This is a genomic window from Streptomyces sp. NPDC033178, from assembly GCF_055577685.1.
Genome location: NZ_JBVIPT010000003.1, coordinates 434,275 through 455,349 on the forward strand (window position 1 = coordinate 434,275; position 21,075 = coordinate 455,349).

General features: G+C 70.0%; 19 protein-coding genes and 1 pseudogene. 13 read left to right on the forward strand and 7 right to left on the reverse strand.

Annotated features, from left to right (window positions below; all coding sequences use genetic code 11):
- Nucleotides 1-191 precede the first annotated feature (191 nt).
- From ACZ5VQ_RS09220 to ACZ5VQ_RS09245, 6 genes are all read left to right on the forward strand, one after another.
- Nucleotides 192-1,241 (forward strand): LacI family DNA-binding transcriptional regulator, encoded by a 1,050-nt coding sequence (locus ACZ5VQ_RS09220; protein WP_469104348.1) that lies wholly within the window; start codon nucleotides 192-194, stop codon nucleotides 1,239-1,241.
- 12 nt (nucleotides 1,242-1,253) lie between these two features.
- A complete protein-coding gene (locus ACZ5VQ_RS09225) occupies nucleotides 1,254-1,733 on the forward strand; it encodes a hypothetical protein (RefSeq protein ID WP_469104349.1) in 480 nt (159 codons plus the stop codon).
- 230 nt (nucleotides 1,734-1,963) lie between these two features.
- Nucleotides 1,964-2,320 carry a VOC family protein gene (locus tag ACZ5VQ_RS09230; RefSeq protein ID WP_362076464.1) on the forward strand — a complete coding sequence of 119 codons (357 nt, stop codon included), beginning with the start codon at nucleotides 1,964-1,966 and terminating at the stop codon, nucleotides 2,318-2,320.
- Complete coding sequence (locus ACZ5VQ_RS09235) at nucleotides 2,317-2,769, forward strand: pyridoxamine 5'-phosphate oxidase family protein (RefSeq protein WP_469104350.1); 453 nt, start codon at nucleotides 2,317-2,319, stop codon at nucleotides 2,767-2,769. Before ACZ5VQ_RS09230 ends, ACZ5VQ_RS09235 begins: the two co-directional genes overlap by 4 nt.
- A 189-nt stretch (nucleotides 2,770-2,958) precedes the next feature.
- A complete protein-coding gene (locus tag ACZ5VQ_RS09240) occupies nucleotides 2,959-5,355 on the forward strand; it encodes an ATP-binding cassette domain-containing protein (protein ID WP_469104351.1) in 2,397 nt (798 codons plus the stop codon).
- An 18-nt stretch (nucleotides 5,356-5,373) separates the two neighbouring features.
- On the forward strand, nucleotides 5,374-5,766 hold the full coding sequence (locus ACZ5VQ_RS09245) for a TOBE domain-containing protein (RefSeq protein WP_055613660.1): 393 nt from the start codon (nucleotides 5,374-5,376) through the stop codon (nucleotides 5,764-5,766).
- Between the two features lie 164 nt (nucleotides 5,767-5,930).
- On the opposite strand, the gene ACZ5VQ_RS09250 is transcribed toward ACZ5VQ_RS09245, so the two are convergent.
- From ACZ5VQ_RS09250 to ACZ5VQ_RS09265, 4 genes and pseudogenes are all read right to left on the reverse strand, one after another.
- Entirely contained in the window at nucleotides 5,931-7,091 is a 1,161-nt protein-coding gene (locus ACZ5VQ_RS09250) for an NAD-dependent formate dehydrogenase (RefSeq protein ID WP_469104352.1), read from the reverse strand.
- Between the two features lie 189 nt (nucleotides 7,092-7,280).
- The gene (locus ACZ5VQ_RS09255) at nucleotides 7,281-8,210 is read right to left on the reverse strand and encodes a LysR family transcriptional regulator (RefSeq protein ID WP_469104353.1); all 930 of its coding nucleotides are present in this window, start codon (nucleotides 8,208-8,210) and stop codon (nucleotides 7,281-7,283) included.
- Between the two features lie 151 nt (nucleotides 8,211-8,361).
- Nucleotides 8,362-8,709: pseudogene (locus ACZ5VQ_RS09260) on the reverse strand (hypothetical protein); the annotation flags it as partial.
- Nucleotides 8,710-8,752: 43 nt separating this feature from the next.
- Complete coding sequence (locus ACZ5VQ_RS09265; RefSeq protein ID WP_469104354.1) at nucleotides 8,753-9,010, reverse strand: hypothetical protein; 258 nt, start codon at nucleotides 9,008-9,010, stop codon at nucleotides 8,753-8,755.
- A 296-nt stretch (nucleotides 9,011-9,306) separates the two neighbouring features.
- Between ACZ5VQ_RS09265 and ACZ5VQ_RS09270 the strand changes: the two genes are divergently transcribed.
- On the forward strand, nucleotides 9,307-10,176 hold the full coding sequence (locus ACZ5VQ_RS09270) for a DUF2236 domain-containing protein (RefSeq protein WP_469104355.1): 870 nt from the start codon (nucleotides 9,307-9,309) through the stop codon (nucleotides 10,174-10,176).
- 31 nt (nucleotides 10,177-10,207) lie between these two features.
- Here ACZ5VQ_RS09270 and ACZ5VQ_RS09275 read toward each other — a convergent pair whose 3' ends face one another.
- From ACZ5VQ_RS09275 to ACZ5VQ_RS09285, 3 genes are all read right to left on the reverse strand, one after another.
- Nucleotides 10,208-11,800 (reverse strand): serine/threonine-protein kinase, encoded by a 1,593-nt coding sequence (locus ACZ5VQ_RS09275; protein WP_469104356.1) that lies wholly within the window; start codon nucleotides 11,798-11,800, stop codon nucleotides 10,208-10,210.
- 289 nt (nucleotides 11,801-12,089) lie between these two features.
- Nucleotides 12,090-12,656 carry a flavin reductase family protein gene (locus tag ACZ5VQ_RS09280; RefSeq protein WP_469104357.1) on the reverse strand — a complete coding sequence of 189 codons (567 nt, stop codon included), beginning with the start codon at nucleotides 12,654-12,656 and terminating at the stop codon, nucleotides 12,090-12,092.
- A gap of 185 nt (nucleotides 12,657-12,841) precedes the next feature.
- Complete coding sequence (locus ACZ5VQ_RS09285) at nucleotides 12,842-13,762, reverse strand: helix-turn-helix transcriptional regulator (protein ID WP_469104358.1); 921 nt, start codon at nucleotides 13,760-13,762, stop codon at nucleotides 12,842-12,844.
- A 177-nt stretch (nucleotides 13,763-13,939) separates the two neighbouring features.
- Here ACZ5VQ_RS09285 and ACZ5VQ_RS09290 point away from each other — a divergent pair, with 177 nt between their 5' ends.
- The 6 genes from ACZ5VQ_RS09290 (at nucleotide 13,940) to ACZ5VQ_RS09315 (ending at nucleotide 20,903) form a co-directional block, all read left to right on the forward strand.
- Nucleotides 13,940-14,815, forward strand: coding sequence for a helix-turn-helix transcriptional regulator (locus tag ACZ5VQ_RS09290; protein WP_469104359.1), 876 nt, complete (start codon nucleotides 13,940-13,942; stop codon nucleotides 14,813-14,815).
- Between the two features lie 136 nt (nucleotides 14,816-14,951).
- Nucleotides 14,952-15,791 carry an SDR family NAD(P)-dependent oxidoreductase gene (locus ACZ5VQ_RS09295; protein ID WP_469104360.1) on the forward strand — a complete coding sequence of 280 codons (840 nt, stop codon included), beginning with the start codon at nucleotides 14,952-14,954 and terminating at the stop codon, nucleotides 15,789-15,791.
- 128 nt (nucleotides 15,792-15,919) lie between these two features.
- On the forward strand, nucleotides 15,920-16,699 hold the full coding sequence (locus ACZ5VQ_RS09300) for an SDR family oxidoreductase (protein WP_469104361.1): 780 nt from the start codon (nucleotides 15,920-15,922) through the stop codon (nucleotides 16,697-16,699).
- A gap of 135 nt (nucleotides 16,700-16,834) precedes the next feature.
- Nucleotides 16,835-17,506, forward strand: a complete 672-nt coding sequence (locus ACZ5VQ_RS09305; protein WP_469104362.1) for a winged helix-turn-helix domain-containing protein — start codon at nucleotides 16,835-16,837, stop codon at nucleotides 17,504-17,506.
- Nucleotides 17,507-17,571: 65 nt separating this feature from the next.
- Nucleotides 17,572-18,972: a sensor histidine kinase gene (locus tag ACZ5VQ_RS09310; protein WP_469104363.1), complete on the forward strand. Its 1,401-nt coding sequence runs from the start codon at nucleotides 17,572-17,574 to the stop codon at nucleotides 18,970-18,972.
- Nucleotides 18,969-20,903 (forward strand): glycoside hydrolase family 9 protein, encoded by a 1,935-nt coding sequence (locus ACZ5VQ_RS09315; protein ID WP_469104364.1) that lies wholly within the window; start codon nucleotides 18,969-18,971, stop codon nucleotides 20,901-20,903. Before ACZ5VQ_RS09310 ends, ACZ5VQ_RS09315 begins: the two co-directional genes overlap by 4 nt.
- The last annotated feature ends 172 nt before the right edge of the window (nucleotides 20,904-21,075 follow it).

Below are 21,075 nucleotides of genomic sequence, written 5' to 3' on the forward strand. Positions count from 1 at the left end.
AGGTTCAGCCGGGAGTAGCAGTACGCCAGCCACCGAGGCACCCTGTCAAGCTCCGGGACGGCGAGAACTAGAACGTTGCAGTTCTCTCCGGCCGGCGCGTTCACTCTTGGTCTACGATCGTCGCGGAAGCACACACCTCGGCGGGGCACGCGCCTCGACCGAGTCACACACCTCGACCGGGGAGGCCGGCGATGCCAGCGACCCCCGTGGTCCCGGACGGAAAGCGGCCGACCCTCGCCGACGTGGCGGCACGGGCCGGTGTGTCCACGGCGCTGGTCTCCATCGTGATGCGCGAGGCCAAGGGCGCCAGTGCGGCGACCCGTGAGCGGGTGCTGAAGGCGGCGCGGGAGATCGGCTACCGGCCGGATTCCCGGGCACGGTTGCTGCGCAGCAACCGCTCACGTCTGCTCGGGGTGCAGTTCGGTCTCCAGCATCCCTTCCACACCGATCTCGTGGAGGGCATCTACGCGGCGGCCGGGTGCGCCGGTTACCAGGTCGCCCTCAGCGCGGTCGCCCCCAGCCGCAGTGAGCGGCAGGCGGTGGAGACGCTGCTCGGCGACCGTTGTGAGGCCCTGATCCTGCTCGGTCCGCAGGCCCCCGCCGCACGGCTGGCCGAGCTGTCGGCGCACCTGCCGGTGGTCTCCGTGGTGCGGCGGCTGCGGCCGACCGCAGCCGGGGTGGACGTCGTGCGCACCGCCGACGACGAGGGTGCGCGCCAGGCCGTCGACCATCTGGTGGCCCTCGGCCATCGCGACATCGCCCACATCGACGGCGGAAACGCGCCCGGCGCCGCCGACCGGCGCCGTGGCTACCGAACCGCCATGAACCGCCACGGTCTCACCGACCGTGCGCGCGTTCTGCCCGGTGGCCTGACCGAGGAGGACGGTGCCACGGCCGCCCGCGCGCTCCTCGACGCCCGGCCGCGGCCCACCGCAGTCCTCGCCTTCAACGACCGCTGCGCCACGGGCGTCCTCGACGCGTTCCTCCGCGCCCGGGTGGCCGTCCCCGACGAGATCTCCGTGGTCGGCTTCGACAACAGCCACCTCGCCCGACTCGCCCACATCGACCTCACCACGGTCGGCCAGGACGCCTCCCGCCTCGCCGAACTCGCCGTCGGCCGGGCCGTCGCACGGCTGGAGGGCGAGGAGCGGTCCGGCACGGAGACGGTCATCGCCCCGCATCTCGTGACGCGCGGAACAACGGCGGCACCGCCGCACGGCGTCCGGACTTCACGGACCTAGGGAGAGGTACAAGTGCCGGACGGGATACAGGACTTCCTCTGCTGGCGGGGTCCGGTCTCGGTGAACGTGTTCGTCCTCGGCGCGGGCAGCACACCGTTCCCGAAGGAGACGTTCCACCTCGCCGGACTCGTTCCCGACCGGGTGCTGCCGTTTGCCTTGATGGAACCGCCGGAGGACATCGCCGCCCTCGGCCTGGTGTCGTACGACCTCGACTTCGAGGACACCTCGCTCGACCTGCGGGCGTACACAGGAGCGGTCCTGCGGCGGGTCTGCGAGGGCACCCGGTCCGTCGCCTGGGCGGCCTTCGAGGGATCGTTCTCCTACGACCGTCTCCTCACCGACCCGGTGGCCGACCAGGTCTACGGCTACTGCGTGAGCGGCTCCGAGCCGGTGGTCGTGTGGGACGTCGCCACCTTGCGAAGCGACGACTGGAGACAGCGCGTCGCCGGGGCTCGCACGGCCCTGGACGCGCTGCGGTGCGCCTCGGGGTGACTGCCGGCAGGAACGGCCGGAGCGGAACGGCACTCCGGTCACCCGTTGGTGCGTGGTGAAGCAGCCGAACGCATCGGTCAGGAATCGAGAAGCGTCTCCTGCGGGCCGCGGCTAGCGTGACTGCCATGTGCTTCACCAGTCAGCCAGGATTCCCGCCGCGCTACGACACGAACGCGTCCCCGGACGCGTCCCCGGCCTTTCCTCGCGGCACGATCGCTTCAGGAGTGACCATGACCGGCTCTGCCACACAAGGAATCAGGACCGTGCTGCATCCCGTGTCCGACCTGGCGTCGGCCAAGGCGGTGTACACCGCGCTGCTCGGAGTGGCGCCGCAGACCGACGAGCCGTACTACGTCGGCTTCGAGGCCGCGGGCCAGCACATCGGGCTGGTGCCGAACGGTGGGCAGCAGGGCATGAGCTCGCCGGTGGTGTACTGGCACGTGCCGGACATCGAGGCGAAGCTGGCCGAGGTGACGGCTGCCGGTGCCACCGTGAAGGAGCCCGCTCACGATGTCGGTGGCGGACGTCTGGTGGCCGCCGTCACCGACCTCGACGGCAATGTCCTCGGACTGCTGCAGGACCGATGAGCGCCGCCCCCCGAAGCCGCGACCAGCGCCGTCGCGACACCGAGCACCGGCTCACCCACGACGTCGACCTCTGGGTGGCCAGCGCCTCGGCGGATGGTACGCCCTACCTCGTACCGCTGTCCTTCGACTGGGACGGCGAGGCGCTGCTGGTGGCCACGCCGACGAACAGCCCCACCGGCAGGAACCTGGCCGCCACCCGGACCGTTCGGCTGGGCCTCGGCCCGACCCGGGACGTGGTCATGATCGACGGCGAGGTCGAGGTCCTGGAGATCGACGAACTGCCGAAGGAGAGCGGTGACCGGTTCGCCGCGCACACCGACTTCGACCCACGGACGCTGGCCACTCCGTACCGCTGGTTCCGTGTCTCTCCGCGCCGGATCCAGGCCTGGCGCGAAGTGAACGAACTGGACGACCGCGAGCTGATGCGCGACGGCCGCTGGTCGGTCTGACACCTCGGCCGGGCGGGCCTCGTGTCACCCCGGCCGACACCGCCGATCAGGAATGCCGGCGTCCCGTTGCCGCGACCGGCGCCGACGAAGTAGAACCAGACGTGCTGCTCGAAGCCGGTCGGATGGATCGAGCCAGGCGACGCCGACGGAGCACCGCGCGAGCGGTCCCGTCCCACGGAGGGAGACACGATGAGCAGGACCACGAGGACGGACGCGCAGTCGCCTGCGACGCACGATGCCGACAGCCACGACATGATCCGCGTGCACGGCGCGCGGGAGAACAATCTCAAGGACGTCAGCATCGAGATCCCCAAGCGGCGGCTGACGGTGTTCACCGGTGTCTCAGGCTCGGGCAAGAGCTCCCTGGTGTTCGACACGATCGCCGCGGAGTCCAAACGGCTGATCAACGAGACGTACAGCGCCTTTTTGCAGGGCTTCATGCCGACGATGGCGCGGCCTGAGGTGGACGTGCTCGACGGGCTGACGACCGCGATCACCGTCGACCAGCAGCGGATGGGCGGCGACCCCCGCTCCACGGTCGGTACCGCCACCGACGCCAACGCGATGCTGCGCATCCTCTTCAGCCGGCTCGGCAAGCCCCACATCGGCCCGCCCAGCGCGTACTCCTTCAACACCGCCTCGGTCCGGGCGAGCGGCGGCATCACCGTCGAGCGCGGTGCCGACAAGACGAAGACCGTGAAGGCGACCTTCAACCGCACGGGCGGTATGTGCACGCGCTGCGAGGGCCGGGGCAAGGTCTCCGACATCGACCTCACCCAGCTCTACGACGACTCCAAGTCGCTCGCCGAGGGCGCGTTCACCATCCCCGGCTGGAAGTCGGACAGCCAGTGGACCGTGCAGGTCTACGCCCAGTCCGGCTTCGTCGACCCGGACAAGCCGATCCGCAGTTTCACCAAGAAGGAGATGCAGGCCTTCCTCTACGGCGAGCCGACCAAGGTGAAGGTCAACGGAGTCAACCTCACCTACGAGGGGCTGATCCCCAAGATCCAGAAGTCGTTCCTGTCCAAGGACAAGGAAGCGATGCAGCCGCACATCCGGGCGTTCGTGGAGCGGGCGGTGGCCTTCGCCGTCTGCCCCGAGTGCGAGGGCACCCGGCTGACCGAGGGGGCCAGGTCGTCGAAGATCAACCGGAAGAGCATCGCCGACGCCTGCTCGATGGAGATCAGGGACCTGGCCGAGTGGGTCCGCGGCGTCAAGGAGCCGTCGGTGGCGCCACTGCTCACCGCGCTCCAGCAGACCCTCGACTCCTTCGTGCAGATCGGTCTCGGCTACCTCTCGCTCGACCGGGCGTCGGGCACGCTGTCCGGCGGTGAGGCGCAGCGCGTCAAGATGATCCGCCACCTCGGCTCCTCGCTCACCGATGTCACGTACGTATTCGACGAGCCCACCGCCGGCCTGCACCCGCACGACATCCAGCGGATGAACAACCTGCTGCTGCAGCTGCGGGACAAGGGCAACACCGTGCTCGTCGTGGAGCACAAGCCGGAGGTGATCGCGATCGCCGACCATGTCGTCGACCTGGGCCCCGGCGCCGGTACGGCGGGCGGCACGGTCTGCTTCGAGGGCACCGTCGAGGGGTTGAAGGCCGGCGACACCATCACCGGACGCCACCTCGACGATCGGGCCTCCCTCAAGGAGGAGGTCCGCAAGTCCACCGGCGCGCTGGAGATCCGCGGCGCGACGGCGAACAACCTGCGGGACGTCGACGTCGACATCCCGCTCGGGGTGCTCAGTGTCATCACCGGCGTCGCGGGCTCCGGCAAGAGCTCGCTCGTGCACGGGTCGGTCCCCACCGACGAGGGCGTGGTGTCGATCGACCAGAGCCCGATCCGCGGCTCGCGGCGCAGCAACCCGGCAACGTACACCGGACTGCTCGACCCGATCCGCAAGGCGTTCGCCAAGGCCAACGACGTGAAGCCCGCGCTGTTCAGCGCCAACTCCGAGGGCGCCTGTCCCACCTGCAACGGCGCCGGCGTCATCTACAGCGACCTGGGGATCATGGCCGGCACCTCCACCACCTGCGAGGACTGCGGCGGCAAGCGGTTCGACGCGTCTGTGCTGGAGTACCGCCTCGGCGGGCGGGACATCAGCGAGGTGCTCGCGATGCCGGTGACGGAGGCCGAGGAGTTCTTCGGGAACGGCGAGGCGGCCACGCCGGCCGCGCACAGGATCCTCCAGCGGCTCTCCGACGTCGGACTCGGCTATCTCACCATCGGCCAGCCGCTGACCACGCTGTCCGGCGGCGAGCGGCAGCGGCTCAAGCTGGCCACGCACATGGGAGACAAGGGCGGTGTCTACGTCCTGGACGAGCCGACCACCGGCCTCCACCTCGCCGACGTCGAGCAGCTGCTCGGCCTGCTCGACCGGCTCGTCGACTCCGGCAAGTCGGTCATCGTCATCGAGCACCACCAGGCGGTCATGGCACACGCGGACTGGATCATCGACCTCGGTCCCGGCGCCGGACACGACGGCGGCAAGATCGTCTTCGAGGGCACTCCCGCGGACCTCGTCGCCGACCGCTCGACCCTCACCGGCGAGCACCTGGCGGCGTACGTCGGCGCCTGATCGCCTATCTTGACGGCTATGCAGTCCTACACGATCGGCCAGGCAGCGAGGCTGCTCGGAGTGAGTCCGGACACCGCTCGGCGGTGGGCGGACGCGGGCCGGGTGGCCACGCACCGGGACGAGGGCGGGCGGCGCCTCGTCGACGGACGGGACCTGGCCGCCTTCTCCGTCGAGCTGGCGAAGAGCGGCAGCGAGGAGGACGTCTCGTACACCTCCGTCCGCAACGCCTTTCCCGGCATCGTCACCGCCGTGAAGCTCGGCGATGTCGCGGCCCAGGTGGAGATCCAGGCAGGTCCGCACCGGCTGGTGTCGTTGCTGACCCGGGAGGCCGTGGAGGAGCTGGGTCTTGAGGTCGGGGTGGAGGCCACCGCCCGGGTGAAGTCGACGAACGTGCACATCGACCGCGCCTGAGAGGAACGGGGGTGGCCTCCACCGGTCACAACTCGGCCGGGAGGCCGGTCATTTGGTGACCGAATGCCGGAGCGCGGTCAGTTGGCGACCGAGTACTGGTGCGCGGTCAGTTGGCGACCGAGTACTGGTGCGCGGTCAGTTGGCGACCGAGTACAAGCGCACGGTCACTTGGTGACTGAATACGAGTGCGCGCCCGTTCCCGCCAGTGCGCCGCCGTCCACGATCAGGTACTCGTCGCGGATCGGACGGCCCGTCAGCCACGACTCCAGGATCTCCCGGGTGCCCGCCGCGTAGCGGGCCTGCGCGGAGAGGGAGGAGCCGGAGATGTGCGGGGTCATGCCGTGGTGCGGCATGGTCCGCCAGGGGTGGTCCGGCGGGGCGGGCTGCGGGTACCAGACGTCGCCCGCGTAGCCCGCCAACTGGCCGCTGCGCAGGGCCCGGTCGACGGCGTCCCGGTCGGCGATCTTCGCCCGCGCGGTGTTGATGAGGTACGCGCCGCGCTTCATCTCACCCAGCAGCTTGTCGCCGAACAGCCCTTCCGTCTCCGGGTGCAGCGGAGCGTTGATCGTGACGACGTCGCAGTGCGGCACCATGTCGGCGGCCGTCTCGTGGAAGGTCAGGCCCAGTTCCCGCTCGACGTCCTCGGGCAGGCGGTGCCGGTCGGTGTAGTGCAGCTTCACGTCGAAGGGCGCGAGGCGGCGCAGCACCGCGAGGCCGATGCGCCCGGCGGCCACCGTGCCGACGTGCATGCCCTCCAGGTCGTACGAGCGGGCCACGCAGTCGGCGATGTTCCAGCCGCCGTCGAGCACCACTTGGTGGGAGGGCAGGTAGTTGCGGACGAGGGACAGGGTCATCATCACCACGTGTTCGGCGACGCTGATGCTGTTGCAGTACGTCACCTCCGCGACCGTCACACCGTGGGCGATGGCCGCGTCGAGGTCGACGTGGTCGGAGCCGATGCCGGCGGTGATCGCCAGTTTGAGGTTCTTCGCGGCGGCGACGCGTTCCGGGGGCAGGTACGCCGGCCAGAACGGCTGGGAGATCACCACCTCCGCGTCGGGCAGCTCGCGGTCGAAGACCGAGCCGTCGCCGTCCTTGTCGGAGGTGACGACGAGGGTGTGCCCGGCGGCCTCCAGGAAGCGCCGCAGGCCGAGTTCGCCGGAGACGCTGCCGAGGAGGTGGCCCGGCGTGAAGTCGACCTCGGACGGGGTCGGGGCGGTCTGGCCGCCGGGGTAGTGGTCGATCGTGGGGAGGTCGTCACGGGCGTACGAGGTCGGATATCCGTCGGTGGGGTCGTCGTACAGGACGCAGAGCACCTTGGCCATGTCGCAGCTCTCCTCGACTCCGGGGTCCGGGAGTTCGGCTCAACTCCCGTGCGGGAAGGTGGATTTCACGATCCTCCGGATCGAATGCGCAGGTCAAAGCGAACTTCGCTATGTCCGTATAGCCGACGGCTATCACGACGGCCATCGGCAGGACGGTCACCGGCAGGACGGCCGGCGACCGGTTGGCCGTCAGTCGGAATCGGCGGTTTCCAGGTACGTCCGCAGCCGTTCGTCCAGTGCCTCGCGTACGCCCGCCTCCCGCGCCACCGCCACCAGCGCCGCGGCCAGTACGGAGGGAGGGTCGTCCGGACCGGTCACCAGTCCCACCCTCGGTCCATGGGCGGGCCCCTCCAGCGGTACCACCCGCATCCCGTCCGGTACGCCGAACATGTGCAGCCACGCGTGCGAGATCACGCTGGACCAGCGGCCGCCGGGGAGGTGCGCGTACAGCCCCGCCACGCTGTCCGACTCGATCGCGGGGGCGGCCGTGGCGCCGTCGGCCGCGAAGCACTCGTCGATGATGCGGCGGTTGCGCATGCGCGGGCCGAGCAGACACAGCGGGAGGGCGGCGGCCTGGGCCCAGCGGGCCGTGGAGGCGGCGGCGAGCGGGCCGTCGGTGGGGGTGAGCAGGACGTACCGCTCCTCGTACAGCGGCAGTCGGCGCAGCGAGTCGTCGTCGAGGTACGTCATCGCCGCGTCCAGCTCGAACTCGGCGAGTCCGTGGGTGATGTCGACCGAGGACAGGGACTCGATGCTGACGCGGGCGCGCGGGTGACGGTCGCAGAAGGGGGTCGTCAGCAGGGAGGCGGCGGGCAGCGCCGTGGGGACAACCCCGAGGCGGAGCGTGCCCGTGAGGCCGTCGCCCAGGGCGGACAACTCCTGGCGGAGTGCGTCGCGTTCGGCGAGCATGCGGTGCGCCCAGGCCAGGACCACCTCGCCCTCCGGGGTGAGGCCCTCGTACCGTCTCCCCCGCCGCACGATCGGGACATGCAGTTCGTGTTCGAGTCGGCGGATCGCGGCGGACAGCGACGGCTGGGAGACATAGCAGGCGGCCGCCGCGCGGGCGAAGTGGCGTTCGCGGGCGAGGGCGACCAGGTATTCCAGCTGGCGCAGTTGCATGCGTGACCTCCGCGGGAGGGGGCTGCGTGCCCGGGTGCCGGTGTGCCGACGTACAGCATGGGCCGGGCACGCGCGTCCGGGGAGGCCGACCCGGGCGGCGGGCCTCCGGGGAGGGCCGACCGCGTCGGCTGCTGTCACATGCCGGGCGGTGTCACGTCCACGGGGTGTAGCCGCCGTCCACGCGGATCGTGTCGATGCCGCTGATGTGCCGGGCGCCGCAGCGGTCCTGGGGCAGCACGAGTTGGGGTCCCTCCCGGTCGAGCGGAGTGCCGTCGATGCCGACCGCGAGCAGGACCGGCGCGCGGCCGAAGTCGGGGTCGAACTCGGCCCAGGACAGCAGCACGTGGTGGCCGTCCCTGCTGGACACGGCGATGAGGAAGCGCAGCCTGTCCTTGCGGCGGGCGGGGTCGAAGGCGGGGCCGGCGGCCGTCAGCACGTCGTGCAGGAGCGGTCCGGTGAAGCGGTGGTGCCTGATACCGCTGGTGGCGCAGGCGTACGCACGCCTGTCGTGCCCTTCCCCCTCTCCCCGGGGCCGGCTGTCGTCAGGCGTCTTCGGGTTCCAGTTCGAACGTGAAGTAGATGCTCAGCGTGTAGGGCTCGTCCTCGTCGTACGCGAAGTCCCATGAGACATCCAGCAGGAAGACCTGGTTCTCCTCCACCCACTCCTGGGCCTTCCCGAAGGCTTCCGCGGCGGTTGTGGCCGGGAACAGCTTCCTGGCTATGGGATGCACCTGGCTCTCGGCATCCGAGTCGTCGAAATCCTCCGGAACATCGAGGCAGAGGTCGGGATCGAGCTCCATGGACTGCGCCCTTTCAGTCGACTGCCGGTACGCGTGGACGGAGGCTGATCCTGATCCTCCGAACACGACGCCGGAAAGGACGCCCGCGCACCTGGAAGGGTTGCTTCGCAGGGCGCCAGGGATATGGCACAAGTCACAACGAGCCGCGGTATCGAGAGGGGGAGCAGGAGCGTCCTCTCCCCCACGGGGATCATGCGCCGTCCTGCGGGCGAAGCCGACGGACGTGCGGTCGGCAGTACGCCACAGCGCATGGTCGGAGACAGGGAGAACCGACGTTGCGCCGCGGATACAGGTGGGTGGACCGCGAACTGTCCCGGATGGACCCGGAGACCGACTGGGAGCGGATGGTCTCGCTCTATGTCGGCCACCGCGTCCCGGAGTTCGCCCTGGCGATGATGGTCTATCCGGGCACCATGCGCATGATGCAGCCGAGTTTCGGGTCCGCCACGCTGGCCCACACCTCGAAGCTGGAGACGAGGCCCCACCGGCGTTTCCAGGACGGCAACGACTTCCTGATGGCCTGGATGGTGGACGGCTTGTCCAGTACGGCGGGCCGCGGGGCCGCCGCACGGCTGAACCGTATCCACCTGGCCGTCGCCCGCGGAACCCCGCACTTACCCGGCAACTTCGACGACCCCGACGACTTCGTCTATCCACTGGTGCTGCTGGCCACGTTCGGCGACCGTCTCCAGACCTCGCTGGGCCTGCCCGGCACGAGCGAACCCATGAAGACCGCCTGGCACCGATGGGCACAGGCGCTCTTCCGCCTCCTGGAACGCGAGTCCGGCCCACTGTCCGACGAGGCGTTCCCCGAGGACTGGGACGCGATGATCGCGTTCGCCGTCGAGTTCGAGTCCAGGCCGTACGAGCCGACGGAGTCCGGCCATCGCGTGGCGACCGCGATGATGAACTTCTTCGCGGAGCGCTGGTTCCCCGCCCCCTTACGGTCGTTCGGCAGCGATCTGACCCGCTACCTCGCGGGCGAGCGGGTCTGCCGACTCCATCGCATCGGCTGGATCGGCCCCCGCCGCGAGCGTCTCGTCCGCGCGTTCCTGAAGTCCGCGTTCCTCGCCCAGCGCCTACTGCCCGACTTCCGCACACCGCTCCCGGAACGCCTCCGCCGGAACCGGCGCACCGACGCACAGCTCAAGGAGCTTGAGCCGTAGTTTTCGACCGCGTCATCGGAATGCTCGGCAATCAGGGTTGGTGGGTGACGCTGACCTGGACGGTCAGGGTGCCTCTGTTGTCGTGGAGGCATCGGTCGGGGGCGTCGTTGATGGCCAGTTGCAGGGTGGCGTTGTCGGCGGCCTTGAAGGTCAGTTTCCGTCCGACGGAGCGGAGGGGGAGGTCCGGCTCGCCGGTGAGGCGTGCCAGCAGGGTGCCGAAGGGTGCCGCGGGTTTGATCTTGCAGTCCTTGGCGCCGTCCAGTGACTGGTCGATGGCCGTGTTGTAGCCGGCCGGGCCGGTCATGGGGATGTTGACGTGGTCGACGGTCCACTGGCCCGAGAGGAAGCGGACGGTGACCCTGTCTCCCTGCCGGACGGTCACCCCGGTCACCTTCTGCCAGCCGGTGGTCGACTTCACGGCCTGCCGGGTGGTCGTCGTGGTCGGGTCCTTCTTCAGCGGCAGCACTCCGGTGAGGAACAGGCCACCGCCAACGCCCGCCGCCAGCACCGCCGTTGCGGCCAGCGCCCAGCCCAGCCGCTTCGCACCCCGGGAGCGGGAGGGGGGCTGGGGGGCGGGCCTGAGGGAGGTGGTGTGGGTTGCCGTCGGTGCGCTGTGCCCGCTGTGCCCGCCCTGCCCGCTGTGGCCGCTGTGGCGGGATGGGGCCGGGTGCCGGTGGTCGCTGGTCAGGGTGTCCGCGTCGGCCGGCTGGGGCGTGGGCCAGGACACGTGTCCGGTCGGTGACGGCAGCAGCGGTCCGGCGTCCGCGTGGCCCGCCGCGACGTGGTGCAGTGCCTGGCGGGTATGGGCGGCGGTGGGGCGTTCGTCGGGGGACTTGCGCAGCAGGGCCTCGATGACCGGGCGCAGCGGGCCGAGCCGCTCGTTCAGGGCGGGTTCGGCGTAGGCGACCGCGTGCAGGGTCGCGGGCCGGGCCGGTCTGCGGAAGGGGGACTGTCCGCCGCAGATGGTGGCCAGGGTCGCGCCCAGCGACCACAGGTCGGAGGCCGGGCCCACCTCGGCCCCCATCACCCGCTCGGGGGCCATGAACTCCAGCGAGCCGATCAGTTCGCCGGTGGTGGTCAAAAACTCGCCGTCGTCCAGGACCGCGATACCGAAATCGGTCAGGACCGCGTTGCCGTCCCGGCGCAGCAGGACATTGGCCGGTTTGACGTCCCGGTGCAGGGTGCCGGCCGCGTGCACCGCCACCAGCGCGTCGAGCAACTGCAGTCCCAGGGCGGCGGTGTGCTGCGCGGTGAGCGGTCCGCGCTCGGCCAGGTGCTGGGCCAGCGAGGGACCCTCCACGAGCTCCATCACGATCCACAGCCGGTCCTGCGACTCGGCCAGGTCATGGACGCCCACCACATGCGGGTGCGGCACCCGGGCCACCGCCCGCGCCTCACGCACCGCACGCCGCACCCGGATACGCTGCTCCTCATCGCCGTGGGTGAGAACGTGGAGTTCCTTGACGGCGACCGGGCGGTCCAGCAACTGGTCATGGGCGCGCCAGACGGTGCCCATGCCGCCTTGGCCGAGGATGTCGTGGAGCAGGTACCGGCCGGCGATCAGCCGCCCCGAGCCGCGTTCGGAACGTATCCCAGCCTGGTGATCGCCATCTCCGGACAACACGCGCTCTCACATATCCCTCCCGGCAGCGTCAACGCCACCGGCCGTCATTCACTCGAACGGGGGCGAGCATAGCGGAGCGCATCGCGCGCCAGAGGCCGGTCCGGGGCATTTGCAATCAGCCAACGAGCAATTCCACCCGGGCGTCGATCCGGGGATTGATCCGTGCGTTGAGCCGTGCGTTGAACCGCGAGATGGTCCGGGAGTTGAACCGCGGGTTGGTCCGGGAGTTGAGCCGCGAGTTGGTCGGGGGCCGATCCGCCGGAATTCGTCACCGTCGGATGCACCGGCACTACAGGAGGTACTGCCACTTGGTCATGCGGTCCTTCAGGTCGACGGTCGGCCCGTCCAGGGTGAAGGTTCCGTCTCCGCGGTGGTGAAACAGCTGCGGTTGCGACTGCGAGGGGTCGGTCCACGCCCTGACGGGTTCGAGAAGGAAGAGACTGTAGGGGGCCACGAGGCTGGTGCCGGCGACCCTGCACTCGATGTTGGCGAAGCATTCGGCCACCAGCGGTGCCTGGACCTGCTCACCGGTCACGGCGGTCAGGTCGAACTCCTCGAACTTGTCCACGTCGGCGCCCGAGCAGTTGCCGATGTCGACCACGGTGGCGGCCATGTCCGCCGTCGGGACCGAGACGACGCACTCGCCGGTCTCGACCAGCGCCTGGTAGCTGCGGTCCCAGGGGCCGATGGTGCACGCGATCAGCGGCGGGGCGTGGCGCACCATCATGTTGAACCCGTTGGTCATCACGTTCGGGATGCCGCGATGCCTGGTGGTGACCAGGATGACGGGGCCGGGTTCGATGAGTCGGTGAACCTGGTCCACGGGGTGGGGCCGAAGGTCCTTCACGGTGATCATGTCTGCTCCTGGCGCCGTGCGATCCGGGCGCCGGCATCCGGGCCCGGCGCGCTGTCTGTCGCATCGAGTGTCGGCAGACGGGCACACCGCCATGAAGGCCACGTTGTTCCTGGGTACGGCAGGACCAGGTTCCTGGGTACGGCAGGACCGGCCTCGCCCGGCTCACATGATCCCGTTCCTCGCTGCTACTGCTCCTTGCCGGCGAGGTCGGCCACGGGCTCGGCCGCCTGGGCCTGCTCCGGCTCGGCTGCCTGGGCCTGCTCCGGCGCGGCAGCCCGCGCCTGCTTCGGCTCGACTGCCATGGCCCTCAGCGTCTCGAAGGCGGTCGCCGTCGGGCTGGCCGGTTCGGCCTGGTAGACGACCAGTTGCTGATGCGGCGCCCCGTTGACCGTGAAAGCCGCGAACTTGATGTTCAGGTCTCCGACCTCGGGATGCTTGAGGTGCTTGCCTTCCTGGGACTTGCTCTTGACCTCGTGCATCTTCCAGAGCCCGGCGAACTCCTCGCTCTGGGCGGACAGTTCCGCAACGACCTCGGCGATACGGGCCGACTCGGGATCGTGGCCGTAGGCGGCCCTGATCTCGGCGACGCAGGAGTGCGCGGCCCGCTCCCATTCCTGGTAGAACTCGCGCCCTGCCGGGTCGACGAACACCATACGGGCGAGGTTGTCGAACTGGTCGAATCCGCTGTGGAGAGCCGTGGCGAGGGAGTTGCCCGCCATGATGTCGAGGGCCGGGCCGACCACGAAGGCCGGGGTGTGCTCCCATCCGTCCATCAGCTGCAACAGTTGTTGGCTGACCTCCCCTTCACCCCAGTGGCGCGGGCGCTGCGAGGCGGTGAGGCAGAGGCGGTTGAGGTGGTCGGCGGCCTCCGCGTCCAGTTTCAGGGCGAGTGCCACGGCCTCGACCACCTGCGCGGAGGGGCTGCTTTCACGCCCCTGTTCCAGCCTGATGTAGTAGTCGGAGCTGACTCCTGCGAGTAGCGCGACTTCCTCTCTGCGCAGTCCCGGCACCCGACGTCGCCCGTATTCGGGGAGACCGACATCGTGCGGCTTGAGGGCCTCTCGACGGGCTCTGAGGAAATCACCCAAAGGTGTCCCATTGCTCATGCGGCAAGCCTAGATGGTTTCCGGCCGACCAGAAGTCCAGGTTGCGCAATATGACACCGGGCGACTCCAACATATACGCAGAGTAGCCGTGGGGGTGGAGTGCACCCGCAATCCTGGGTGTAACGCACCCACCGTCCGCACACGATTTCCGGGCGTTCTCCACCTAGCCTCGAAAGCATGGACAACGACACGCGCCCCGACCTGGTTGAAGGGCTGGGTCAGTTTCTCCGCTCCCGCAGGGAACGCCTCACCCCCGCGGACGCGGGACTGCCCGGCGCCGGCCGGCGAAGGGTGCCCGGACTGCGACGCGACGAGGTCGCGGCGCTCGCGGGTGTCAGCCTGAGCTACTACAGCCGGCTGGAGCAGGGCCGTGAACTCAGCCCCTCGCCACGGGTTCTGGAGGCCATGGCCCGCGTGCTGCACCTCGGGGAAGAGGACAAGCGGGAACTCTTCCGGCTGGGCCGGCCGGCAACCCGCCGCACGAAGTCCCCCTTCCGGGTCGAGCGTGTCCGCCCGCACCTGCGGCAACTGATCGAAGGCTGGACCAGGACACCGGCCTTCATCATCGGCCACGCCCAGGACCTGCTGGCCACCAACACACTGGCCGACGCCCTCTACGGAGACTTCGCACAGCACGACAACGTACTGCGCATGCTCTTCCTCGACCCCGCGGCGAAGACCTTCTACCGGAACGCGGAACGGGCCAAGAACCGCGCGGTCGCCGACCTTCAGCAGACCGCGGCGAGCACCCCCGAGGATCCCCGCATCCTGGAGCTCGTCGGTGAACTGTCGGTGCGCAGCGGCGAGTTCCGCTCCCTGTGGGCACGCGAGTACACCCGGGTCCCGCCGTACGAGGTCAAGCAGATGTACCACTCCGGCGTGGGAGACCTGGAGTTGAGGCACGAGGCCCTCAACATCCGCAGCGCTCCGGGACAGCAGCTGGTGATCCTTCAGGCGGAGCCGGGTTCTCCCTCCGAGGACCGCCTGTCCCTGCTGGGTTCCATCAGCGCGCCCGAAGTACCTCACCAGGGGAATCCCGCACAGGGCGCCTGAGCCACGTTCGCCTCCTCTTCCTAGGTATGGGACTCCCAGGAAAAGCACGGCCTTCATCGCGCCTCGGCCCATGGGCAGACTCGAATACGTCAACAGGAAATCCCCGAAAAGGGGAAACGACGAAAGGGGTTTTCCCATGGCTACGTGGTTTGTCACCGGCGCTTCCCGCGGAATCGGTGCTGAAATCGCTCGGGCCGCCCTGGCGGGCGGAAACAATGTCGTGGTCGCCGTACGGAACCCGGAGCGGGTTCCGGCCGATCTGAAGGATTCCGACCAGGTCTTCGCGGTCGCCCTGGACGTCACGGACAACGACAGCATCCCGCACGCGGTCGACGCCGCCGTGGAGCGGTTCGGCGGCATCGATGTCCTGGTGAACAACGCCGGTCGCGGCCTGCTCGGCGCGTTGGAGGAGATCACCGACGCGGAGGCCCGGTCGCTGTTCGACCTCAACGTCTTCGGTCTGATCAACGTCACCCGCGCCGTGCTGCCCGTCATGCGCAAGCAGGGCTCGGGCAGGCTCGTGCACATCGGCTCCCGTTCGGGCTTCGAGGGGGAGCCCGGTGTCAGCCTCTACGCCGCGTCGAAGTTCGCGGTCGCCGGCATCAGCGAAGCGCTCTCGGCCGAGATGGCCCCGTTCGGAATCCAGTCGGTGGTCGTCGAGCCGGGTGTCTTCCGCACCGACTTCCTCGACTCCAGCTCGCTCTCCGTGGCCGCGAACCGCATCGCCGACTACGACGACACCCCCGCGCACGTGACGCTGGACTGGATCGACCGGGCCAACCACGCCCAGCTCGGTGACCCGGTCAAGGGCGCCGCCCTCATCGTCGAGGTCGCGTCCGCCGAGAAGCTGCCCACCCACCTCTACCTGGGCCGCGACACCCTTGAGCGGCTCGACGTCAAGTACCAGCAGGTGCAGGACGACCTCGCCCCGTGGCGCGAGAAGTCCGCCGCCACCGGGCACGACGACGCCGCCTGACCACCGCCGGCTCTCCCCATCCTCCGAGCCCTCCCCGCCCCCACCCTCCGAGCCCTCCGATCAATGAGCTCTCCCTCCGTTCAAAGAGCTCTCCCCCGCCTCCCGATCAAACAGATTGAGGTTTTGCGATGTCTGCTGCTCTGCTCACGGGCACTCCCCTGGCCGGTCGTGTCGCCGTCGTCTCCGGCTCGTCCAGCGGCATGGGTGCCGTCACCGCCGAACGCCTCGCCGAACTCGGCGCCACCGTGGTCGTACTGGCCCGGCGCAAGGAGCGCCTCGACAGCCTGGTCAAGAACATCGAGGCAGCCGGCGGCACCGCGTTCGCCCTGGCCGTCGACGTCACCGACCGCGCCGCCGTCCAGACCGCCGCCGACCAGGTAGCCGCCCGCTTCGGCAAGGCCGACCTCGTGTTCAACAACGCCGGTGTCCAGCTCATCTCCGGCATCGAGGAGTTGAAGGTCGACGACTGGCAGCGCCAGATCGACCTCAACATCAGCGGCCTGATGAACGTCATCGCCGCGTTCCTCCCCCACCTGACGGACTCCGCCGCCCAGGGCAGGCCCGCCGACCTGATCAACACCTCGTCCATCGCGGCCACCCGCATCCTGGCGAAGTTCTCCATCTACTCCGGCACCAAGGCGTACATCAGCCACCTCACCCGGCTGCTCCGCGTCGAACTCGGTCCCAAGATGGTCCGCGTCGCCACCATCGAGCCCGGCATGGTCGACACCGAGCTGCCCGACCACGTCACCGACCCCGACGCGTCCAAGCTGATGGCCGACCTCATCCACGACATCGACGTCCTCCAGAGCGCCGACGTCGCCGAGACGGTCGCCTTCATGGCCGCCGTCCCGCGTCACGTCAACCTCACCGAAATCACCATCCTGCCCACCGCCCAGGTCGTCTGAAGTCCGACCCGTCATGGCGGGGGAGGAACGGCCGAGCGCTGTTCCTCCCCCGCCATGACGGGTCGGTGGACATGACGGACCGCACGGCCGAGCGGCCACCGGGCCCCGGCGCCCGCACCGTCTAAGCTCCGGGCCATGCGCGTATTGGTCTTGGAGGACGATCCCGAGCTGGGGCCCGTCGTCGCTGCTCAGCTGCGTGGTACGGGGTTCGCGGTGGACCTCGCGCGGACTCTGGCCGAAGCGGATCTCAAGCTCTCGGTCAACAGCTACGACTGTGTCGTGGCCGACCGCTCGGTCCCGGACGGTGACTCGCTCACACTGCTCGCCGCACACCGGCGGACCGGATCCGTACTGCCCTTTCTCCTCCTGACGGCACTGGACGCGGTGAGCGACCGGGTGGCCGGCTTCGAGCACGGGGCCGACGACTATCTGGTCAAGCCCTTCGCCTTCGCCGAACTGGTCGTACGGGCACGGGCGTTGTGCCGCAGGGCGCAGCCCGCGCGGCCGCCGGTCCTGCACGCGGGTGACCTGGAGGTCGATCTCCCACGACGCCGCGTCTCCAGGGCGGGGGTGCTGCTCAGCCTGTCGGCCAAGGAGTTCGCGGTCCTTGAGCTGCTGATGCTGCGCGCGGGCGAGGTCGTCACCCGCACCGAGCTGATCGAGAGCTGCTGGGACGAGGCCGGCGAGCCCATGTCCAATGTGGTGGACGTCCTCATCGGCCAGCTGCGGCGACGGCTCGGGCCGCCCGATCCGATCGGGACGGTGCGCGGCGTCGGCTACCGGCTGGGCGACGGGGCGTCGGCGTGATCCGCCGGGCCCCAGCGTCGTCCCTGTCGCCCGCCGTGGCCCGGCTGGGGCGTACCCGTCGGTTGATGACGCTGCTGTTCGCCACGACGACGACGGCCTGTCTCGTCGTGCTCGCCGTCGTCGCCGTCCGCATCGATGCCGCATCCCGCCGCTCCGGCCTCGACCACGAGGCCGGCAGCCGTGCCGTCGGCCTGTCGCGGGCGGTCTGGTTCGACGCGGGGGTGCTCCATCTGGAGCCGCTGCGTGAGGACGAACTCGCCCGGAGCGCGGAGGTGTTGGCCGTCCTGCAAGCGGCGTCCGGAGAGTCGCCGTCCGTTCGGAACGTCGTTCCCGCTCGTGCGGCACTACCCGGTCGCGACCGGCTCGACGATGTCTGGCGGAGCGTCCTGGAGGAGCAGGGGACCGTCGTCATCAACGCCCCTTCCGCGGACGGCGGGCGGCTGAGGTGGGCGGCGGCCCCGGTCTGGGACGGCGACCGGATCGGTGCGGCCGTGCTGGTCGGCACCGAGCTGGCGCGCAGTGAACACGATCACGAGGTCCTCGTTCGCTGGCTGGCGCTCGGCTGCACGGCTCTGGTCTGCTGCGCGGCGGCCGTCGGCCATCTGCTGTCCGGCCGGGCCATGCGTCCCGCCCTGCGCGGGCTGGCGCAGCAGGAACAGTTCCTGGCCGAGGCCGCGCACGAGCTGCGTACGCCGCTGGCGACGTTGCGGCTCGTGGTGGAGCGGGGTGGTTCCTCCGGTTCGTCCGACGAGGCCCTGCGGCTGGTGGACCGGCTCAGTCGGCTGGTCACCGGGCTGCTCGCAAGGGCCCGGCTGGAGGCAGGTGCGCAGCGGGCCGAGCTGGTGCCCCTGCGCCTCGACCAACTGGTGGAGACCATGGTCGAGGAGCTGCCGGACCACGAGAGCGTCACGGTCAGCTCCGAGCCGGTGGTGGTGCTCGGGGATCCGGACCTGCTGGCCCAGGCGGTACGGAACCTGGTGGAGAACGCCCTGCGGCACGGCGGCCCGGCCGAGTCACCGGTGGAGGTCACCGTCGCACCCGGCCTCGTCACGGTCCGCGACCACGGGGCGGGTGTGCCGCCCGCGGACCGGGAGCGGGTCTTCGCCCGGGGTGTCACCGGGACTCCGGCAGGAGCCGCAGGCACGGGCGCTTCCTCGGGATCGGGAGGCGCCGCAGGAACGGGGGCCACCACGGGTACGGGAGGCGCCGCAGGAACGGGTACGGGAGGCGCCGCGGGATCGGGAGTGGCCGTCTCGGCTACGGGAGCCGCGACAGGAACCGGCGCCGTCCCAGGAACAGGAGCAGGCCTCGCCATCGTCCGGTGGGTGGCCGAGCTGCATCACGGCACCGCTCACCTCGCGGACGCTCCCGGCGGCGGTCTGCTCGCCGAGCTCCGGCTGCCGATGCCACCGGCCCACGGTTCCTCATCGTCATCTCATGAAGGCCCCGGCACCGTGAGCGCATGAACCCATCGCTCACCCCCCGGCTGTTGGTCGGCGCCGCCGCGGGACTCAGCACCCTGCTCCTCGCCGTGAGCCTGCACGGCCTGCCCTTCGGCGGCGACACCACGCCCGAATCGACCGAGGTGGCCATCCGCGTCGACCAGGTCGGCCATGTGCGCGGCGAGAAGAAGCAGGCCTACGTCATGGGGCCCTCGGCGGCACTCGCCGGAGCACGCTTCAAGGTCGTCGACGCCAAGGACGAGGTGGTCGCCGCGGGCAGGCTCGGAGCCACCACCGGCCGCTGGAACGCCAGGTACCCCTCGGTACGCACCGCCGACCTGTCCGCGCTGAACACCCCCGGCACCTACCGCGTCGTCCTGACCGGTACCGCGGCGGGCCGCTCGCCCGCCTTCCGCATCGCCGGTGCCCGCGAGCTGATGACCCCGCTCGTCCGGGACAACGTCCGCTTCCTCCAGGCCCAGCGCGACGGAGCCGACGTGCTTCCCGGCGCCCTCAGGCACGGCCCTTCGCATCTGGCCGACGAGGACGCGTCCGTCTATGCGGATCCGGAGTACGACGAGGAGGGCACCGAACTCCTCGACGAGCGGCTGACCCCGACGGGCGACCGGGTCGATGTCTCGGGCGGCTGGTTCGACGCGGGAGACTTCCTCAAGTTCACCGGCACCACCTCCTACTCGGTCGCCGAACTCCTCCTCGCCCAGCGGGACCTGCCGGACATGAGGGAGCTGTCCGCCGAGGCCTCGCACGGACTGGACTGGCTGGACAGGATGTGGGACGGGGACAGCGAGACGCTCTACGCCCAGGTCGGCATCGGCGCGGGCAACGAGAACGTACGGACGGATCACGACGTGTGGCGGCTGCCCGAGGCCGACGACCGGCTCGATGTGTCGCCCGGTGACCCGGACTACACGATCAAGCACCGGCCGGTCTTCCGCGCGAACGACCCGGGCGAGCGGATCACCCCCAGCCTGGCGGGACGCGTGGCCGCGGCCTTCGCCCTCGCCGCACAGCGCGCGGCTGCCACGGACCCGGAGGAGGCGAGGGACTGGCTGGACAAGGCCGCCGCCGTGTACGACCTGGCCGACACCGACCCGGACCCCGACGAGCCGCTCTTCACCGCCTTCCCGAGCGCCTTCTATCCCGAGGACTCCTGGCAGGACGACATGGAGTTCGCCGGCGCCGAACTGGCCCTGGCCGCAAGGGAACTCGGGGACGACCGGGAGGCTGACTGGGCCGACGAAGCGGCCCGCTGGGCCAGGGCCTACCTGGACTCCGACGTCAAGGGCACCCTCAACGTCGCGGACGTCAGCGCCCTGGCCCACGTGGACCTGGCCACCGCCTTGGACGGCACCCGGACGAACGGCGTCGGGGCCCAGGAGCTGTACGAGGACCTGCGCCGCCAGTTGGACGACGGTGTCGATCGCGCAGGTCACGACCCGTTCGGAGCAGGCGCCGTCTACGACGACTTCGACGCCGTACCGCACGCCTTCGGCCTGGTGGCCACCGCCCGCCTCTACGCCAAGGCCACCGGGGACACCCGCTACGCGGCCTTCGCCGACCGGCAGCGAGGCTGGGCGCTGGGCGCCAACGCCTGGGGAACCAGCTTCGTGATCGGCGTGGGTGAGGTCTATCCGCACTGTCCGGAACACCAGTTGGCCAACCTCAGGGGCAGCCACGACGGAAAGGGCGCCATCCTGCGCGGCGCGGTGGTCAACGGCCCCAACGAGGCCTCGAAACTGGAGGAGTTGAACAGCTTCCCGACCATGAAGAAGTGCACGGCCGCCCCGCCGACAGGAGCCTGGACCGACTTCGACGGCAAGGGCGCACGGTACGTGGACGACGTGGGCGCCTGGCAGACCGTGGAACCCGCGCTGGACTTCACCACGACGGCACTGCTGGCCTTCGCCCTGACCGCACAGGCCGACAACCGCTAGCCGCTAGCCGGTAGCCGGTGGCCGGTAGCCGGTAATCCATTGCTCGTAGGAGCTCAGCCTCTGAGCCTCCTCAAGTCGCTTGGCACGCAAAGAACATGACAGCCAGGCTGATCCCCATGACAGGAATCATGGGACTGAGCAAGAAGAACAACTTCGTGCTGGCCATCCGGGA

What these genes read in the sequence shown, in the direction of transcription:
- ACZ5VQ_RS09220 (WP_469104348.1), top strand. Translation starts at nt 192, where the DNA reads ATGCCAGCGACCCCCGTGGTCCCGGACGGAAAGCGGCCGACCCTCGCC.
- ACZ5VQ_RS09230 (WP_362076464.1), top strand. Translation starts at nt 1,964, where the DNA reads ATGACCGGCTCTGCCACACAAGGAATCAGGACCGTGCTGCATCCCGTG.
- ACZ5VQ_RS09235 (WP_469104350.1), top strand. Translation starts at nt 2,317, where the DNA reads ATGAGCGCCGCCCCCCGAAGCCGCGACCAGCGCCGTCGCGACACCGAG.
- ACZ5VQ_RS09240 (WP_469104351.1), top strand. Translation starts at nt 2,959, where the DNA reads ATGAGCAGGACCACGAGGACGGACGCGCAGTCGCCTGCGACGCACGAT.
- ACZ5VQ_RS09245 (WP_055613660.1), top strand. Translation starts at nt 5,374, where the DNA reads ATGCAGTCCTACACGATCGGCCAGGCAGCGAGGCTGCTCGGAGTGAGT.
- ACZ5VQ_RS09250 (WP_469104352.1), bottom strand. Translation starts at nt 7,091, where the DNA reads ATGGCCAAGGTGCTCTGCGTCCTGTACGACGACCCCACCGACGGATAT.
- ACZ5VQ_RS09255 (WP_469104353.1), bottom strand. Translation starts at nt 8,210, where the DNA reads ATGCAACTGCGCCAGCTGGAATACCTGGTCGCCCTCGCCCGCGAACGC.
- ACZ5VQ_RS09265 (WP_469104354.1), bottom strand. Translation starts at nt 9,010, where the DNA reads ATGGAGCTCGATCCCGACCTCTGCCTCGATGTTCCGGAGGATTTCGAC.
- ACZ5VQ_RS09280 (WP_469104357.1), bottom strand. Translation starts at nt 12,656, where the DNA reads ATGATCACCGTGAAGGACCTTCGGCCCCACCCCGTGGACCAGGTTCAC.
- ACZ5VQ_RS09285 (WP_469104358.1), bottom strand. Translation starts at nt 13,762, where the DNA reads ATGAGCAATGGGACACCTTTGGGTGATTTCCTCAGAGCCCGTCGAGAG.
- ACZ5VQ_RS09290 (WP_469104359.1), top strand. Translation starts at nt 13,940, where the DNA reads ATGGACAACGACACGCGCCCCGACCTGGTTGAAGGGCTGGGTCAGTTT.
- ACZ5VQ_RS09295 (WP_469104360.1), top strand. Translation starts at nt 14,952, where the DNA reads ATGGCTACGTGGTTTGTCACCGGCGCTTCCCGCGGAATCGGTGCTGAA.
- ACZ5VQ_RS09300 (WP_469104361.1), top strand. Translation starts at nt 15,920, where the DNA reads ATGTCTGCTGCTCTGCTCACGGGCACTCCCCTGGCCGGTCGTGTCGCC.
- ACZ5VQ_RS09305 (WP_469104362.1), top strand. Translation starts at nt 16,835, where the DNA reads ATGCGCGTATTGGTCTTGGAGGACGATCCCGAGCTGGGGCCCGTCGTC.
- ACZ5VQ_RS09310 (WP_469104363.1), top strand. Translation starts at nt 17,572, where the DNA reads ATGACGCTGCTGTTCGCCACGACGACGACGGCCTGTCTCGTCGTGCTC.
- ACZ5VQ_RS09315 (WP_469104364.1), top strand. Translation starts at nt 18,969, where the DNA reads ATGAACCCATCGCTCACCCCCCGGCTGTTGGTCGGCGCCGCCGCGGGA.